The sequence below is a fragment of the Streptomyces sp. NPDC058086 genome, from assembly GCF_042885015.1.
Lineage (GTDB): Bacteria > Actinomycetota > Actinomycetes > Streptomycetales > Streptomycetaceae > Streptomyces.
On sequence record NZ_JBHVST010000022.1, the window covers coordinates 24,235 to 40,841 of the forward strand.

19 protein-coding genes and 2 pseudogenes are annotated in these 16,607 nt (G+C 70.8%); 6 read left to right on the forward strand and 15 right to left on the reverse strand.

From position 1 onward, the window contains the following. Positions 1–6 precede the first annotated feature (6 nt). Genes ACFVWD_RS19195 through ACFVWD_RS19205 form a run of 3 tightly spaced genes read left to right on the forward strand, consistent with a single transcriptional unit; the run spans position 7 to position 2,155 of the window. Positions 7–948, forward strand: a complete 942-nt coding sequence (locus ACFVWD_RS19195) for an ABC transporter ATP-binding protein (protein WP_389597491.1) — start codon at positions 7–9, stop codon at positions 946–948. Next, entirely contained in the window at positions 945–1,670 is a 726-nt protein-coding gene (locus ACFVWD_RS19200) for an ABC transporter permease subunit (protein WP_389597493.1), read from the forward strand. The genes ACFVWD_RS19195 and ACFVWD_RS19200 overlap by 4 nt, the downstream gene beginning before the upstream one ends. A gap of 41 nt (positions 1,671–1,711) precedes the next feature. Then, complete coding sequence (locus ACFVWD_RS19205; RefSeq protein ID WP_389597495.1) at positions 1,712–2,155, forward strand: hypothetical protein; 444 nt, start codon at positions 1,712–1,714, stop codon at positions 2,153–2,155. A 9-nt stretch (positions 2,156–2,164) separates the two neighbouring features. Here ACFVWD_RS19205 and mug read toward each other — a convergent pair whose 3' ends face one another. From mug to ACFVWD_RS19250, 9 genes and pseudogenes are all read right to left on the reverse strand, one after another. After that, entirely contained in the window at positions 2,165–2,713 is a 549-nt protein-coding gene (gene mug / locus ACFVWD_RS19210) for a G/U mismatch-specific DNA glycosylase (RefSeq protein ID WP_168500896.1), read from the reverse strand. Next, complete coding sequence (purB, locus tag ACFVWD_RS19215) at positions 2,710–4,152, reverse strand: adenylosuccinate lyase (RefSeq protein ID WP_101407875.1); 1,443 nt, start codon at positions 4,150–4,152, stop codon at positions 2,710–2,712. The genes mug and purB overlap by 4 nt, the downstream gene beginning before the upstream one ends. A 140-nt stretch (positions 4,153–4,292) precedes the next feature. Next, complete coding sequence (locus ACFVWD_RS19220) at positions 4,293–5,531, reverse strand: cytochrome P450 (protein ID WP_389597496.1); 1,239 nt, start codon at positions 5,529–5,531, stop codon at positions 4,293–4,295. 24 nt (positions 5,532–5,555) lie between these two features. Beyond that, positions 5,556–6,950: an NAD(P)/FAD-dependent oxidoreductase gene (locus ACFVWD_RS19225; protein ID WP_389597498.1), complete on the reverse strand. Its 1,395-nt coding sequence runs from the start codon at positions 6,948–6,950 to the stop codon at positions 5,556–5,558. Beyond that, the gene (locus ACFVWD_RS19230) at positions 6,947–7,180 is read right to left on the reverse strand and encodes a ferredoxin (protein WP_389597500.1); all 234 of its coding nucleotides are present in this window, start codon (positions 7,178–7,180) and stop codon (positions 6,947–6,949) included. Before ACFVWD_RS19230 ends, ACFVWD_RS19225 begins: the two co-directional genes overlap by 4 nt. A 64-nt stretch (positions 7,181–7,244) precedes the next feature. Continuing rightward, the gene (locus tag ACFVWD_RS19235) at positions 7,245–7,859 is read right to left on the reverse strand and encodes a hypothetical protein (RefSeq protein ID WP_389597501.1); all 615 of its coding nucleotides are present in this window, start codon (positions 7,857–7,859) and stop codon (positions 7,245–7,247) included. Positions 7,860–7,994: 135 nt separating this feature from the next. Beyond that, complete coding sequence (locus ACFVWD_RS19240) at positions 7,995–8,333, reverse strand: DUF4326 domain-containing protein (protein ID WP_054229004.1); 339 nt, start codon at positions 8,331–8,333, stop codon at positions 7,995–7,997. A 327-nt stretch (positions 8,334–8,660) separates the two neighbouring features. Further along, positions 8,661–9,004 (reverse strand): annotated as a pseudogene (locus ACFVWD_RS19245) (hypothetical protein); the annotation flags it as partial. Positions 9,005–9,087: 83 nt separating this feature from the next. Continuing rightward, positions 9,088–9,777, reverse strand: coding sequence for a hypothetical protein (locus tag ACFVWD_RS19250; RefSeq protein ID WP_389597503.1), 690 nt, complete (start codon positions 9,775–9,777; stop codon positions 9,088–9,090). Positions 9,778–9,942: 165 nt separating this feature from the next. Here ACFVWD_RS19250 and ACFVWD_RS19255 point away from each other — a divergent pair. Continuing rightward, positions 9,943–10,248, forward strand: a pseudogene (locus ACFVWD_RS19255) (IS630 family transposase); the annotation flags it as partial. Here ACFVWD_RS19255 and ACFVWD_RS19260 read toward each other — a convergent pair. Next, a complete protein-coding gene (locus ACFVWD_RS19260; RefSeq protein ID WP_389597505.1) occupies positions 10,245–10,382 on the reverse strand; it encodes a hypothetical protein in 138 nt (45 codons plus the stop codon). The pseudogene ACFVWD_RS19255 and the gene ACFVWD_RS19260 sit on opposite strands and share 4 nt — an antisense overlap. A gap of 90 nt (positions 10,383–10,472) precedes the next feature. Here ACFVWD_RS19260 and ACFVWD_RS19265 point away from each other — a divergent pair, with 90 nt between their 5' ends. After that, on the forward strand, positions 10,473–11,081 hold the full coding sequence (locus ACFVWD_RS19265) for a hypothetical protein (RefSeq protein ID WP_389597507.1): 609 nt from the start codon (positions 10,473–10,475) through the stop codon (positions 11,079–11,081). A gap of 23 nt (positions 11,082–11,104) precedes the next feature. Beyond that, positions 11,105–11,773, forward strand: coding sequence for a hypothetical protein (locus ACFVWD_RS19270; RefSeq protein WP_389597508.1), 669 nt, complete (start codon positions 11,105–11,107; stop codon positions 11,771–11,773). On the opposite strand, the gene ACFVWD_RS19275 is transcribed toward ACFVWD_RS19270, so the two are convergent. The 5 genes from ACFVWD_RS19275 to ACFVWD_RS19295 all read right to left on the reverse strand — a co-directional run bounded on the left by ACFVWD_RS19275 (position 11,774) and on the right by ACFVWD_RS19295 (position 16,601). Then, positions 11,774–12,613, reverse strand: coding sequence for an SGNH/GDSL hydrolase family protein (locus ACFVWD_RS19275; protein ID WP_389597510.1), 840 nt, complete (start codon positions 12,611–12,613; stop codon positions 11,774–11,776). It lies immediately after the preceding gene. A gap of 82 nt (positions 12,614–12,695) precedes the next feature. Beyond that, the gene (locus tag ACFVWD_RS19280) at positions 12,696–13,709 is read right to left on the reverse strand and encodes a hemolysin family protein (protein WP_389597512.1); all 1,014 of its coding nucleotides are present in this window, start codon (positions 13,707–13,709) and stop codon (positions 12,696–12,698) included. Beyond that, the gene (locus ACFVWD_RS19285; protein WP_389597514.1) at positions 13,706–15,049 is read right to left on the reverse strand and encodes a hemolysin family protein; all 1,344 of its coding nucleotides are present in this window, start codon (positions 15,047–15,049) and stop codon (positions 13,706–13,708) included. The genes ACFVWD_RS19280 and ACFVWD_RS19285 overlap by 4 nt, the downstream gene beginning before the upstream one ends. 160 nt (positions 15,050–15,209) lie before the next feature. Then, a complete protein-coding gene (locus tag ACFVWD_RS19290; RefSeq protein WP_389597515.1) occupies positions 15,210–15,635 on the reverse strand; it encodes a GNAT family N-acetyltransferase in 426 nt (141 codons plus the stop codon). A gap of 57 nt (positions 15,636–15,692) precedes the next feature. Then, positions 15,693–16,601, reverse strand: a complete 909-nt coding sequence (locus ACFVWD_RS19295) for an LLM class F420-dependent oxidoreductase (protein WP_389597516.1) — start codon at positions 16,599–16,601, stop codon at positions 15,693–15,695. Positions 16,602–16,607: the final 6 nt, after the last annotated feature.

Below are 16,607 nucleotides of genomic sequence, written 5' to 3' on the forward strand. Positions count from 1 at the left end.
GGGGCCATGAACAGCATCGACGTCCAGAACCTGACCAAGGAGTACGGCAGTCGGCGCGCCGTGGACGACCTCACCTTCAGCGTGCTTCCCGGCCGCGTCACCGGCTTCCTCGGACCCAACGGCGCCGGAAAGTCCACCACCATGCGGCTCGTCCTGGGCCTGGACCGGCCCACGTCCGGCACCGCCACCGTCGGCGGGCGGCCCTACGCCACGTTCGACGAGCCCCTGCGCCAGGTCGGAGCACTGCTCGACGCAGGGGCCGCGCACGGATCGCGCACCGCGCGCGACCATCTGCGGGCGCTCGCCGTGAGCAACCGCATCTCCGAACGCCGGGTGGACGCCGTGCTGGAGGAGGCGGGGCTCGCGTCCGTGGCGCGGCGCAGGATGAACACGTACTCCCTGGGCATGCGACAGCGCCTGGGCATCGCGGCCGCACTCCTCGGTGACCCGCCCGTGGTGCTGCTCGACGAGCCGTCGAACGGGCTCGACCCCGAAGGGATCATCTGGATCCGAGAGGTGCTGCGCCGACTGGCCCGTGAAGGCCGCACGGTGCTCGTCTCCAGCCATCTGATGAACGAGACCGCGTCCTTCGCCGACCACCTCGTCGTCCTCGGCCGGGGCAGACTCCTCGCCGACACACCCCTGCGCGAGTTCATCCACGCGCGCGTGCGGCCCCGGGTACGGGTGCGCACCACGGACGGCGCCGCTCTCGGCGCGCTGCTCGCACGCCACGGTCACGAGGCCGTCGAGGGTGCGGACGGACGGTGGACCGTCCCGCACGCACGTGTGGAGGACATCGGGCTCCTCGCCTCGGGCGCGGGCCTGCCGATCCTCGAACTCGCGGCGGAGGAGGGCACGTTGGAGCAGGCCTACCTGGATCTGACGGCCGCCGACGCCGAGTTCACCGCCGTACCGTCGCCCACACGGCCCCAGGAGGCCCGGTCATGACCTTCGCACCCGTACTCCACGCGGAGTGGATCAAAATCCGTACGCTGCGGTCCCTCGTCGCGGGACTGCTCGCCGTGCTCCTCGCGACGGCGGCGTTCTCCGCGCTCGCCGGTCTCGACGACTCCGGGGGCCAGGACTTCGACCCGCTGTTCTCGGTGTTCTTCGGCGTGAGCTTCGGGCAGATCGCGGCGATCACGTTCGGCGCGCAGGCCGTCGCGGCCGAGTTCCGGGGCGGCGCGCTGCGGGTGTCGCTGGCCGCGGTGCCCCGGCGGGGGCGGTGGTTCGCGGCCAAGGCGGTGGCGATCGGGGTTCCCGCGCTGGCCGTCGGCCTGGTGACCGGGCTCGTGAGCCTGGTCGTGGGCAAGGCGGTCCTCGGATCCAGGGCGAGCGGGCTGACGTGGGGCGAAGGGGTACGCGGGGCCGTGGGCTGCGGCCTCTACCTGGCGCTGATGGCCCTGTTCGCCGCCGGGCTCACGGCCGTACTGCGCAGCGCGGTCGCCACGCTGGGCATCCTGGTCCCGTTCCTCCTGATCGTCTCCTTCGTGATCGGCGGAATGTCGGGCGGCGTGGCCGACTTCCTGCCGGACCGGGCGGGCCAAGTGGTGCTCCACGAGACGTGGGACGGCGCACTCGGCCCCTGGACCGGGCTCACGGTGACCGCGGCCTGGACGGCGGCGGCCCTCGCGGCGGGTGCGTGGTGCCTACGGCGCAGGGACGCCTGACGGCACGGCAATTGTCAGTGGCAGCCGCTTTACTGGACCTCATGACCAGCGCGCAGCACCTCGCCACGATCCTGCGGCTGTGCTCCGAGGACTTCCCCCGTGAGCACGGCCGTTCGGACGTCGGCGACGCGGGACCCGGCTACCACATCGCCGAGTTAGCGACGAGCGAGGAATTCTGGGAGGACGACGGCACGGCACGGGAGGAGACGGCGGAGCAGTACGAGGCCGACCGGGACGGTCTTTCGGTGCTGCTCACCCACCGCTGGGGGCCTCCGCAGGTCTTCAGCCTGTCGAGCGTGCTCGACCGGACGATGGACGGGGAGGACATACCCGAGCCCTGGGGCATCGTGAGCGGGCATGTGCCCGATGTGCACCTCTGGAAGGCGACCGGGCACGACCGCTGGGTCGCCCTCGGTGTCTCGCAGTGGGACAAGGAGTGGCCGTTGCAGCTCCTGGCCGTGATCACCGAGATCGACCCGCCGTGACCTGATCCGCTACCCCTCGGCCGCGGCCACCCGCAACCGTCCGAACTCCTCCGCCATCGTCGCCGCCGTCCAGTGCGCGTTGAGCCCACTCGGGTTGGGCAGCACCCAGACCCGGGTGTCCCCGATCGTCCGCTCCTGCGGGCCGATCACGGCCTTCCGGTCTTCGAAGGCCGCCCTGTAGGCGGTCACCCCCACCACCGCCAGCCACCCAGGCCGCAGTCGCTCCACCTTGGCGCTCAGCAGCCGTCCGCCCTCGCGGTACTCCTCCGCGGACAGCTCGTCGGCCCGGGCCGTCGCGCGCGCCACCACGTTCGTGATGCCGAGCCCGTGCGACGGCAACTCGCCCTGCTCCGACGGCTTCATCAGCCGGGGCGTGAACCCCGACAGATGCAGCACGGGCCAGAACCGGTTGCCGGGACGGGCGAAGTGATGGCCCGTGGCGGCGGTCATCAACCCTGGATTGATGCCGCAGAAAAGCACCTTGAGGCCGTCCCCGACGACATCCGGCACCAGCCGGTCGCGGGCGGCCTCAAGGTCCGCGGGAGTGAGCCGCGTCAGAGGATCGCCCCCGGCGTGTAGCCCGCGGCCTCCGGGTGCTGCTTCACGATCTCCTCGATGCGGCCGACGACGGCGGCGACCTGGTCGGCCGCGGCACCGGTGAACGACAGCTTGTCGGCCATCAGCTCGTCCAGCTGCGCGCGGTCGAGCGGAATGCGCTCGTCGGCGGCGAGCTTGTCGAGGAGCTCGTTGCGCTCGGCGCCCTGTTCGCGCATGGCGAGCGCGGAGGCGACGGCGTTCTCCTTGATCGCCTCGTGCGCGACCTCACGGCCGACGCCCGCGCGCACCGCGCCCATCAGGACCTTGGTCGTCGCGAGGAACGGCAGGTAGCGGTCCAGCTCGCGCGCGACGACGGCCGGGAAGGCGCCGAACTCGTCGAGGACGGTGAGGAAGGTCTCCAGCAGACCGTCCAGCGCGAAGAACGCGTCGGGCAGCGCGACCCGGCGGACCACCGAGCAGGACACGTCGCCCTCGTTCCACTGGTCGCCCGCCAGCTCGCCGGTCATCGAGGCGTAGCCGCGCAGGATGACCATGAGGCCGTTGACACGCTCGCAGGAGCGGGTGTTCATCTTGTGCGGCATCGCCGAGGAGCCGACCTGGCCCGGCTTGAAGCCCTCGGTCACCAGCTCGTGCCCGGCCATCAGCCGGATCGTCTTGGCCGTCGAGGACGGCGCGGCCGCCAGCTGCACCAGCGCGGTCACGACCTCGTAGTCCAGCGAGCGCGGGTAGACCTGGCCGACGGAGGTGAAGGCCTGCGCGAAGCCGAGGTGCCCGGCGATCCGCTGCTCCAGCTCGGCGAGCTTCGCCGCGTCCCCGCCCAGCAGGTCGAGCATGTCCTGCGCGGTGCCGACCGGGCCCTTGATGCCGCGCAGCGGGTAGCGGCCGAGCAGCTCATCGACGCGGCCGTACGCGACGAGCAGCTCGTCCGCCGCGGTCGCGAAGCGCTTGCCGAGAGTGGTTGCCTGGGCGGCCACGTTGTGCGAGCGGCCGGCCATGACCAGCTCGGCGTACTCGCCCGCCAGCTTGCCGAGCCGCGCCAGGACGGCCACCGTGCGGTCGCGCATCAGCTCCAGCGAGAGCCGGATCTGCAGCTGCTCGACGTTCTCGGTGAGGTCCCGGGACGTCATGCCCTTGTGCACGTGCTCATGCCCGGCGAGGTCGTTGAACTCCTCGATCCGCGCTTTCACGTCGTGCCGGGTGACCTTCTCGCGCTCGGCGATCGAGGCCAGGTCGACCTGGTCGAGGACGCGCTCGTAGTCGGCGATCGCGGCGTCCGGGACCTCGATGCCGAGGTCCTTCTGCGCCCGCAGCACGGCGAGCCAGAGCTGACGCTCCAGCTTCACCTTCTGCTCGGGGGACCAGAGCGTGGCGAGCTCGGCGGAGGCGTAGCGTCCGGCGAGGACGTTGGGGATACGGGGCTTTGCAGGCGCGGCAGTCACGTGGACGGAGTTTACCCGCCGTCCGGAGGGGCTCCGGAACGTCCGTACGCTCCGGAGCCCAGGTCAGCGGCGGTGGCCCTGGTCAGGTGTCCCTGGGTCCTGTCGTCACATTCCCGACGACGGGTATGTGACGACAGGACCTAGGGGCGGATGCCGTCGCAGGCGATCGGCAGATGGCGCGGGCCGCGCAGGACCGCGTTCTGCCGGTAGGGCGGCGGGTCCTCCAGCAGCCGGGGGTTGTCCAGTCTGCGGGCCAGTTCGCTCAGCGCGAGCTGTGCCTCCAGGCGGGCGAGCGGGGCGCCGAAGCAGCTGTGGATGCCGCTGCCGAAGCCGAGGTGCTGGATGTCCCCGCGGTCCGGGTTGAACCGGTCCGGATCCTCGAAGCGGTCGGGGTCGCGGTTCCCCGCCGCCAGCACCAGCCACAGCGAGGCGCCCTTGGGGATGGTGACCCCGCGGACCTCGATGTCGGCGATGGTGGTGCGCTGCGGGACCAGCTGCACCGGCGGCTCGAACCGCAGCAGCTCCTCGACGATGGGGACGGCGAGGTTCGGGTCCTCGCGCAGCCGCTCGAGCACGTCGGGGTTGCGCAGCAGGGTCAGCATGCCGTTGGTGATGAGGTTGACCGTCGTCTCGTGGCCGGCGATCAGCAGGAGCGCCGCGGTGCTCAGGACCTCCATCGTCGTCATGACACCGTCCGGCCCTCCCGCCGTGGACAGCTGGGACAGCATGTCGTCACCGGGCTTCTTGCGGCGTTCCTCGATGAGCCCGGCCAGATACATGCCCAGCTCGGTGCGGGCGTTGTGGGAGACCTTGGCGCGCTCGTCGGCGTCGGCGCCCGGGTCGGGGTCGAGGCTGGCGGCGATGATGTCCGCCCAGGAGTGGAAGCGCGCCTCGTCCTCGCGCGGTACCCCCAGCAGCCGGCAGATCACGGTCACGGGGAAGGGATAGGAGAACTGGTCGACCAGATCGATCCGGTCCGGGCTGTCGATGCCGTCGATGAGCCCGGAGACGATGTCCTTCAGCTCGCCGTGCATCTCGTGGACACGCCGTGGGGTGTGCGGCGGCCCGAACGGCCGGTTCGTCATGCGGCGCAGCCGGTCGTGCTCCGGCGGGTCGAGCCGCAGGAAGCTCGGCGGAAGGGCCGTCTCCTCGTCCCCCTCGGCGGCCAGCGGGTTCGCGGTCGCCGGCGTCTTCAGATTGCGGGCGTCGGAGCTGATGCGCGGATCGTGGAGCAGGCTCTGGATGTCGTAGTACCTGCTGACGACGTACGGTCCGTCCGCGTCGTGGTACACCGGCGTCTTGCGCAGCTCCGCGTACAGCGGATACGGATTGGCGCGGTGGGCGTAGTCGATGATCTGCCGCAGGATGGCTTCGGTCATGGGTGCGTCCTAGGGAACGTCGGATCAGTGCCGAGCGGGGGTGAACGTCAGCCGTCGGTCGTCCGGCGCGTATCCGCTGAGGGTGACGGTCGGGCCGTGGGTGGGCACGGAAGGGTCGGGGAAGTCCGCGGGCATGGGCTCCTGCCCCTCGGGGCGGCGGTCCACGGTGGGGAAGGCCGGTGGGAACGGCGCCGTGGTCTCGATGAGCTGCTGGTAGAACTGCAGCCACCTCGTCTGGTCGAAGGTGACGGCGCCGATGACGCGCCCCTGGTACCCGTAGACGCCGGTGAACCTGTGCTCGCTGCGGGAGCCCTGGGCGATGAGGATCTCCGTCCCCATCGACGGCACCCCGACGGACTTGATGTTCACGCCGAACTGGGAGGACCAGAAGGCGGGCACCCAGATGTGGGGGCGGCGGTCCGTACTGTCGCTCAGCATGTTGTGCGCGGCGGTCTCGGCCTGGGAGACGGCGTTGCCCCAGTGCTCCAGGGACAGGAACTGGTAGCCGAACAGCGGGTGCGGGGACCGTGCGACGTCGCCGGCCACGTAGATGTCGTCGGTGACGATGCCCCGGATGTCGAAGGCCCGGCACCCGGCGTCACAGGCGATCCCGCGGGGACCCGCGCCGAGTCCGGACCCGGCGAGCCATTCGGTGTTGCGCTGCGCGCCGAGGGAGACGATCACCACGTCGGCCTGGACGGTGTTCCCGTCGGAGAAGTGCGCGGCGCGGACGTGTCCCGCGGAGTCGCCCTCCAGGCGGGTCACCATGACACCGCAGCGCAGGTCGACGCCGTGTTTGCGATGCAGCTCGGCGGCGACGTCGCCGACGACTCCGCCGAGCGCTCCGACCAGGGGCGCGTCGGACCGCTCGGCCACGGTGACCGCGATCCCGCGTTCCCGGCAGGCGGAGGCGATCTCGGAGCCGGTGAACCCGGCGCCGATGACGAGCACGCGGCGGGGGCCCTGCGCGAGTGCGCGCTCCAGCGCGTCGGCGTCGTCGCGGGTCCGCAGCACGAACACCCCGTCGAGCTCGGCCTCGTCCTCCCGGGGCCAGGGTCTGGCCCGTACACCGGTGGCGATGAGCAGCCGGTCGTACTCCACCTCGTCGCCGTCGGCCAGCCGCACCCGCCGGGCCGCCATGTCGAGGCCGGTGGCCGGAACCCCGAGGCGCCACTGCGCGTCGACGGCGCGGTGCCGGGGAAGGCCGGTGCGGTCCGCGGTCGCCCTGCCCAGCAGGACCTGCTTGGACAACGGCGGTCGGTCGTACGGCTCGTAGGGCTCGTCCCCGATCATCGTGAGGGAACCGGCGAACCCCTCCTCACGCAAGGTCTCCGCGGCCCGAAGCCCCGCCAGCGAGGCGCCGACGACCACGATGCGGCCTTCACGCTTGAGCCGGTCCAGCGACCCGTCGGCGCTCACCGGACCGCCTCCCGCTCGGTTCCGGGATTCCCGTCCAGGGAGTTCGCCTCCACCATGATGGCCTGGACGGGGCACGCGGCCACGGCTCGCGCCATGTCCTCGCGCCGGTCCTCCTCGGCCTCGGGGTTGTAGAGCAGGGACTCGTCCCCGTGCATGGCGAAAACATCGGGAGCCAGGAATGCGCACTGCGCGTATCCCTGGCAGCGGTTGAGATCGACGACAAGCCTCACCGAGGATCAGCCTTTCCGTGGCCCGTTCTCGTCCCCCTCCTCCACAGCATGCGCGAGAGGGTGCTCAGCCGCTCGCCGGGGTGCGCAGGCCGGCACGGAGGATGTGGAGGCTGACGACCAGCGCCCAGGCCGGGAAGACCAGCTCCGACCAGGGCAGAGAGGATCCCGCGACGAGCAGGACGAGCCCCGCGAGATAGCCGAGGACGGCGAGCGGGCGGGGGAGGACGCCGAGACGGTGACCGATGGTCGAGGTCGTGAAGACGAACACGGCGGCCATGCGGAGCGCGTACGTCGTCATCAGCGTGTAGGCGAAGTCGCGGCCGAAGCCGGAGGGCTGGCTCAGCACACTGCCCGCCGCGGCGCCGGCCCCGAACATGGTGGCCACGAAGACCAGTCCGCTGCCCATGAAGACGGTGGCGATGAATCTGTCCTCGGCATCGCCGACCCGTGCGCGCACGGCGCCCATGAACCACAGGAAGAAGATCCCCGCGAACGGGATGATCTCCAAAGCCGTACGGACCGCCCACCGTTCGTTCGGCGCGACGGTCGCGTCGGCGGCGTTCCCCGCCGGGATCGAGATCCGCACCAGCACGATCGCCGCCCCCAGCAGGAGGGCGAACACCGTCCCCGCCAACCCGGCGGCGCGCGGTGTCCGCAGCCGTTCTTCCTTCGGCTTCATCGGCGCTCGCTCTCGTCCCGAAGCCCCCGTTCCCTCTCGGTCCAGCAAGCAGGCACCAGTGCGCTCACGCCACCGGGGGAGCCCGTGGGGGTGATGCCCCCGCTCGGCCGGGGCCGGTCACGGAAGTCGGCGGCGCTACGAGGCGTCGGCCAGCTCCGCCAGGATGTCGCCGTGGCACAGCTCGGGTGCGCACCAGCAGGCCAGCGTCTTGCCGCGCAGGGCGGGCACCTGGTCGAGGAGGTCGGGGCGTTCGAGGAGATACGCCCGGTACTTCTCCATGATCTCGGCGCGGGTTCCGTCGCGCTTCTTCGTGGGGGTGTCGTAGGCGAAGGGGTTGTAGAGCGGGTGCTGCGGGAGGTCCCAGTGGCCCATGGTCCAGCGGCGGCCGATGTAGACGAGGTCCGCGGGAGCGTGTTCGAGCCGGGGACCGAACTCGTGGATATGACCCTTGAGGTTGATCACGGTGGTGGGCATGGGATTCCCTTCGGCCGTCCGCCTACCCACCGTGTCTACCTCACGGACCCCTCGTACGGCAGCAGCTCCGGCCGCTTGGCCGGGCGTCCGTCACCGGACCGCAGCGTGACCAAGCCGAAGCCCCCGAAGGCAAAGGGTTGTGGAGCGGAGCGGGACGTAGAGCGGAGAAGTTGCAGCAGGTTACTGTGCGATCTGTGCGAGATGAGACCTGGGAGCCCACAGTCATAGTCGACGAAGGCCTCAGCCGCAGAGCGAAGGCGGTGGCATGCACCGCCCCGTTGTACGAGCTCGATGCAGCAGCAGCCCAGGCAGCATGACGCGGAGTCAGGCGAACGCGGGCCCCACGCGGCCGCCGAGGCCAAGCCCGACCACCAGACACGCCGCGCCGATGGCTGCACCTATGCCGATGCGGTACCCGTCGACCGGGTCACCGCCCCGCGCCAGGACGCGTCCGACACGCCGCTGAAGCGCACCACGAGCGGATCGGTGGCCAGCCCGCGGGAGACGTTGAGCACCACGCCGCACGTCACCCAGGCGAGGCTGAACACGCCGAACGCGGTCACCCCCAGCGAGCGGGCCACGTAGATGCCCACCACGAAGTTGGACATGCTGGAGGCCGCCTGGTCGGCCAGTCCCCAGGACAGCCGGCCGTCCCCGGACCGCAGCCCAATCGATCGCCCATGCTGGGCACATCACGAAGGAAAACCCCGCCAGGGATTACCTGGCGGGGTTCGACCTCAGCGATCTGTCGAGATCACTCTTCGTTCAAGGCAGCTCGCAGGTAGGCGATCAGATCACCGGTCGGCACCCCGACCCAGTCCGCCGCGGGCACCCCGGGGCGAATGACCTCATAACGCTCTTCGTCCGGCTCGTACACCAGGACCTGACGCTTCGTTCCGTCCAGCAACGGAAACGGATCCACACACAGGCGGACGGCACCGTGCGTGATCGATGGGAACATGTTCCTCAGTACCTCGTCCGCACGGAGGCGACGCAGAAGGTTCCACTGTCTCCGGTGGAAGTCGGACGACAGAAGGCCGGACCACTGCAAAGAGATAGGCTCTCCGCTTTCGATTGCTCTGGCGAATTCATCGAGCTCCAGGAACTCGAATCTCGCCTTCAACCCGTCGAGTGGCATTCCTTCCCGCCATGCAGCGACCGCCTCCACGAGCGATCCGAGGTCGTCCGTCGAGCCGATCTCCCAGGCGAACCCAGGGACTCCTTCGGCGAACCCGATAATGTCGACACGCACCCGGAACAGACGCTTCTCGGTCGCAGTATGGACCGACACGAAGCCCCTTGCCGTCTCGATACTGATGACGTCGGACTGCCAAGGCGGTAGCCCGATGTCGCATCCGTGCAGCGTCGCCGCCTCTTTCATGGCCGGTCCAAGGCCACCCGAAGCGGTCACGTCCGGGTATAGGTCCTTCTGATAGGTACCCATATTCGACTCCTCAGCAGTGACAGTGACCGATGACCGAACCCTTCACGGGGCGAAGGTCTCCCTTCAGCACCGACAGATCCGGCATAGATGTCGGGGCATCCAGCACCATGGCTCCATCTGGACCCGACGGGGAGTAGAACTTGATCGATTCCCACGGGCGTTGACCATTGGCGAGGCGCCAAGATCCGCCGGTGGGCGTGGAAGAACAACGTCGAGCTGTGCCTCACCCCGACAAACGCCTCCTGGGCCAATCCGATCGAGGCGCACTTCGGACCGCTGCGGCCGTTCACCCTGGCCAACTCGAACCACCCCAACCACACCGTTCAGACCCGCGAGCTGCACCGCCACCTGCGCTGGCGCAACGCCAATGCCCGCCACTCCGACGTCCTGGCCGCCCAGCGCCGCGAACGAGCCCGCGTCCGCAGTGAGAAGGGCCTCCGCTGGGGCGGCCGACCGTTGGCAGCGGCCTAAGGTTTTTCCGCCACGACGGTCTTCTGCTCACCGCAGGAGCAGAAGTAGACCGTCGCACGCTCGCCGGTCCAGAACATCTCCTCATGCCAGGGCCGGTGCCCGGTGCGCCAGGCATGCCACGTCGCTCGGAGCACAGGTGCTCATCGAGAGCGCGACTGTAGTACGCGACTGTAGTAACGGACCCCGCTCTCCCGCCTGGCGCCCCCGTTCGTCACACTGACGCCGTGCCTCGAATAGCCACCGCGACCTCGTCCCGGCAGGTCCGCCGCCTCACCACGATGGCGTTTTTCGGTCCGCCGGTGATCGTCGGGCTGTCGTTGCTGGCCGCCAATCCGGACTGGAGCGGGCTCGGACTGGTGCTCGGGACCATCACGCTGATCGCGACTCTCTCGCTGCTGATCACCGCCGCGCCGAACGGGTGGTTGATCGTCGGCGGGGTGATCGTGGGGATCGCCGCGCTGTCCGGGCCGGGGCCGGTGCTGCAAGCGGAGGTGATGGCGCACCAAGGGCAGCGGGTGGAGGTGCGGGTCACCTCGGTGAAGACGTACCAGGGCAAGCACGGGCCGGAGTACACCTGCCTTCTGGGGCGGGTGGACGGCAAGCCGCTCAAGCACGCCGAGCTGGGCAACGACTCCTGCGACGGGCCGATGGAAGTCGGGCAGACCGAGGACGTGCTCGTCGACCCGCACGGCTGGACGGCGCCGGAACTGGCCGAGACGGACTACAGCGGGATCGACATCGCCGCGTGGGCCCTGCCGGTGGTACTGGTGCTCTTCGAGCTGCTGGTCTGGCTGTCCCTGCGGGTCGGGCTGCGCCGGTTCGAGGGCCGCTGATGGCGCCCGGGTCCCGGAGGAACGTGGCCTGGCCCCCGCACGTGGTGCGGCGGCTCGCCCGCATAGTCGCGCTCGTCCCCCTGCTGATGGTGGGCATCGGCGTGCTCGGCACCAGCCCGGACTGGTTTCCGGCGGCGCTGATCCTCGGCGTGCTGACCGTGGCCCTCGCGATCGCGGTGCTGATGGCGACCGCGACCCAGGGGTGGGTGTTCTTCGCCGGGCTGATCACTGGACTAGCCGTCGCGCTCGGCTCCGGGCTGGTCTTCCAGGCCGCGCTGATGCAGAGCCAGGGGCGGCGCACCGAGGTGCGGATCACCTCGGTGTACACCACCAAGGGCAAGACCGGCCCGATCTACCACTGCAGGCTGAAGCGGACCGACGGCAGGCCGATGGACCACGCCAACATCGTCGGCATGGGCTGCAACGGCACGGAGGACGCGGGCACCACCGAGGACCTGCTGGTGGACCCGAGCGGCTGGCTGGCCCCGCAGCCCGCCGATGCCGACTTCAGCTCCCTCCCCGTCGGCGTCGTGGGAGTCGGCGTCGCGATCGGGTTGTGGGAGCTGACTGTCTGGCAGACTCGCCGGATCGGCCTGCGCGAGGCCGCGGCGAACCCGACGGCGCCCGGCCGGCCGAGCGGTGCCAAGCCGAGCGCCGACAACCGGAACAAGAAGAAGCGCAAGCGGCGCTAGCTAGTGCCCCACCCGTCGCCAGTCCGTCACAGGGCCGGGGTTTGTGTGGTCCGCAGGGGTGACCCAGAAGGCTTTGCCCAGCTCAGCGCTGAACTGGGCGCCTGTCCGGCCGTCCCCCGATGAGCGTCCCGTCAGCCGTCGTCCTATCCACGGCAGCAGGTGCTGCCTGGCGAAGCTGGCGTCGGCGGCGCGGCGGGCGGCCCAGCCGGGCGGCGCCGTCGGCGGCATCGGCGTACGCCACTCCTTGTCCTCGGGCTCGTACCCGAGCGTCTGCCAGACGGCCTCCGCGACCCGGCGGTGCCCCTCGGCCGTCAGGTGCAGCCGGTCCACGTCCCACATCCGGGGGTCGGCGAGCGAGGGCGCCCCGTAGAGGTCGACGACCAGTGCGCCGTGCCGGTCCGCGAGCTTGTCGACGACGGAGAAGAGCTCCTCCATACGCGGCCGGAAACGTTCGAGCACCGGACCGTTGCGGCCCGGGCTGCGCATCAGGACGAGCCGCTCGCAGGCAGGGGCGAGCCGCTCCACGGCCTCCTCCAGGAGAGCGCGGACACGTCCCATGTCGACCTTGGGGCGCAGTGTGTCGTTGAGTCCGCCGACGAGGGTGATCACGTCGGGCCGCATCGCGACCGCCACGTCCACCTGCTCCTCGACGATCTGCCCGATCAGCTTGCCGCGCACCGCGAGGTTGGCGTACCGGAAACCGGGCGTCCGCGTGGCCATCCGGCCGGCGAGGAGATCGGCCCAGCCGCGGTAGGAGCCGTCGGGCAGCCGGTCCGACATGCCCTCGGTGAAGGAGTCGCCGACCGCGACAAGGCTGGTGTAGGTGGCATTCGTCTGCATGGCGGACAAGATGCTAACCCGCACGCATACTCGCCGGTCGGTCGGGTCGCCACCGGGGACGGCCGGGACGGCCCGGCCGCGCTCACGCCGTCTGCCCGAACAGCTCCCTCAGCACGTCCTCCATCGTGACCAGCCCCGTCATCCGTCCGTCGCTGCCCATGACTCCCGCGAGGTGCGTACGACTGCGGCGCATCGCCGTGAGCACGTCGTCCAGCGGGGTGCTCTCCCGTACCCGCGCGATGGGCCGCATGTCCTCCACCCGGAACGGCACCTCGCGCGGCATCGCGTCCAGCGCGTCCTTGACGTGCAGATAGCCCACGATGCGGCGCCCCTCGTCCACGACCGGGAAGCGCGAGAAGCCGGACTCGGCGGACAGCCGCTCCAGCTCCTCCGGAGTGACGCCCACGCGCGCGTAGACGACACGTTCCAGCGGCAGCACCACGTCCCGTACGGGCCGGCGGCCGAGCTCCAGTGCGTCGTGCAGCCGCTCCAGAGCGCGGTCGTCGATGAGCCCCGCCTCGCCGGAGTCCTTGACCAGCCTGGCCAGCTCGTCGTCGGAGAAGGTGGCGACGACCTCGTCCTTCGTCTCGACCCGCAGCAGCTTCAGCAGGCCGTTCGCGAAGGCGTTCACCGTGAAGATCACCGGGCGCAGCGCCCGGGAGAGCGCCACCAGCGGCGGTCCGAGCAGCAGCGCGGTGCGCACCGGCTCCGCGAGCGCGATGTTCTTCGGCACCATTTCACCGAGCAGCATGTGCAGATAGGTCGCCAGGGCGAGCGCGATCACGAACGAGATCGCGTGGCCCGCGCTCTGCGAGACGCCCATCGCGTGGAACGCCGGTTCCAGCAGGTGCGCGATCGCGGGCTCGGCCACGATGCCGAGGACCAGCGTGCACAGGGTGATGCCCAGTTGCGCGGCCGCCAGCAGCGCGGACACGTGCTCCAGGCCCCACAGGACGCTGCGTGCCCGCCGGTCGCCCTCCTCGGCATGCGGTTCGATCTGGCTGCGGCGCACCGAGATCAGCGCGAACTCGCCGCCCACGAAGAAGGCGTTCACGACCAGCGTCGCCAGCCCGATCAGAAGTTGTACGACGGTCATCGCGGCCCCCTCTCCTCGTCGTGGCGCTGCTCCCCGTCGCGCGGCGCGTGCAGCAGCACCCGCGCGGCCCGCCGCCCGGAGGCGTCCACCACGTCGAGCCGCCACCCGGCGACCTCGACGGCGTCCCCGACGGCGGGTATGCGGCCGAGCCCGGTCGCGAGGAAGCCGGCCAGGGTCTCGTAGGGCCCCTCGGGCACCCGCAGCCCGACGCGGGCCAGCTGGTCGGTGCGGGCGGACCCGTCGGCCGAGTACAGCGCCCGCCCCTCCTCGTCCGTGCCGGCCGGGGCCAGGTCGGGCGTCTCGTGCGGATCGTGCTCGTCGCGGACCTCGCCGACGACCTCTTCGACGATGTCCTCCAGGGTGGCGACGCCCGCCGTGCCGCCGTACTCGTCGATGACGACGGCCATCGTGCGTCCGCCGGACAGCCGGTCGAGCAGCCGGTCGACGGTGAGTGACTCCGGTACGAACAGGGGTTCGCGCATGATCCGGGAGACGGGGGTGCGAGGCCGCGGCTCGGCGGGCACCGCCACCACGTCCTTGATGTGTGCCACGCCCACGACCGAGTCGAGGTTGCCGCGGTAGACGGGGAAGCGGGACAGACCCGTCGCCCGTGTCGCGTTCGCCACGTCCTCGCAGGTCGCCTGGACGTCCAGCGCGATGACCTGGACGCGCGGGGTCATCACGTTCTCCGCGGTCAGGTCGGCGAGGTTCAGGGTGCGCACGAACAGCTCGGCGGTGTCCGCCTCCAGGGCGCCCTCCTTGGCGGAGTGCCGGGCCAGGGCGACCAGTTCCTGGGGTCCGCGCGCGGAGGCCAGCTCCTCGGCCGGTTCGAGGCCGAAGACACGTACGACACGGTTGGCCGTGTTGTTGAGATGCGTGATGAACGGGCGGAACGCGGCGCTGAACCAGCGCTGCGGCGTCGCCACCCGCTTGGCCACGGCGAGCGGTGAGGAGATCGCCCAGTTCTTGGGGACCAGCTCGCCGACGACCATCAGGAAGACCGTCGACAGGGCCGTACCGATGACCAGCGCCACCGAACGGGACGCGGAGGGCGAGACACCGAGCGACTCCAGCGGACCCGCGATCAGCTTGGCGATCGACGACTCGGAGAGCATGCCGACGACCAGGTTGGTGACGGTGATGCCGAGCTGGGCGCCGGACAGCTGGAACGTCAGATTCCGTGCGGCCTTGAGGGCGCCCGACGCGCCGCGCTCGCCGCGCTCGACGGCGCGCTCCAGCTCGCTGCGCTCGACCGTGGTCAGTGAGAACTCCGCCGCGACGAAGACGCCACAGGCCAGCGAGAGCAGCACCGCCACCAGGAGGAGGAGCACCTCGGTCATCGCGTCACCTCCGTCCCATGATCGGCCAGGGGCGGGGGGATCGCGCGATGTCGGGTACGGGGAGGCTCGCCCATCGGCGGACGCTCACACCTTTCATGGGAGGACCGGGTGATCCTCCCATGGTAAAGGATCGGCAAAGTGCCCTCTTGGGTGCTGGAGGCTAGTCGGTGAGCGGCTTCGCCCAGCGGCGCCACTGCTCCTGGAGCTCGTACCCGGCGGCCCGCCACGCATGCTGCCCGGTCTCGTTCCGCCGCAGCACCATCGCGTCCGAGCGCCGCCCCCCGAGCCGTACGAACCGTTCCTCGGCGGCGGCGAGCAGCGCGGAGCCGATCCCGCGGCGGCGCCGCCCGGGATGCACCGCGAGCCGGTACAGATGGCAGCGCCAGCCGTCGAAGCCCGCGATCACCGTGCCCACCAGCTCGCCGTCGTCCTCGGCCAGGATCAGCGCCTCCGGATCGTGGGCGACCAGTCGCTCCACGCCGTCCAGGTCGTCACTGATGCTCGTGCCCTCGGCCGCCACCTTCCAGAAGGCCAGCACGGCGGCGAGGTCCTCGGGCGTCGCGGCCCGTATCCGCAAGTCGGTCATGGCGCCGATCCCATCACGCGTTCCGTGGGGCGGCACCGAATTCCACGATCCGGACGGTCACTCGCCCCGCAGCGCCTCGACGACGGGGGCGAACGCCTCCATGTTCGGCTCCAGGAGCGTCAGATACGAGAACCCGTACCGCTCCCGCTGCGCCCGCACCTGCGCCACGATCTGCTCCAGTGTTCCCACCAGCACGATCGGCAGCTCCAGGACCTCGTCCTCGGTCAGGTTCGGGATACGGGGCAGCCAGGGCCGGATCGCGGCGCCGCGGTCGTCGGTGACGGCGAGTATCTGGATCAGCAGATTGAGCTCGGCGGGCTCCTTGCGTCCCTCGGCGGCCTCCCGGTACAGGGCGACGCGTTCGTCCATCTCGGCGGCCGTGATCGGCTCCAGCGTGCCGCCCGGGCTGGTGCGCGCCCCGGTGAACGCCGCGATGTCCGCGTGCTCGGCGGTGAGCCGCAGCATCCGGTCGCCGTTGGCGCCGATCAGCAGCGGCACGCGGGGCCGCTGTACCGTTCCCGGCCGGTGCTCGTCCGAACCGAGGAGGCGCTCCAACTCCTCCACGGTGCGCTGGAGATGGTCGACCCGCTCGCGCGGCGAGCCCCAGGGGAGGCCTGCCGTGTCGTGCTCCGCCGGGATGTAGCCGGTGCCGAGCCCGAGTTCGAGGCGGCCGCCCGTCAGCGTGTCCGTGGTGGCGACCTCGCGGGCCAGCAGCGTGGGATTCCAGAAGCCCGCGTTGAGCACGAAGGTGCCGAGGCGGGGCCGCTCGGTGACCTCCGCCGCGGCCACCAGTGAGGGGAAGGGCGCGGGCATGCCCAGGTGGTCGGGGACCAGGATCACGTCGTAGCCGAGTTCCTCGGCCCGCCGGCACTTGGCGCGCCACTCGTCGAGGGGCGCGGGGTCGAGCATGTTGATGCCGAAGCGGAAGGGGCGGGAGGGGCCGGAGGGGCCTAAGGGCCGCGACATGAACTC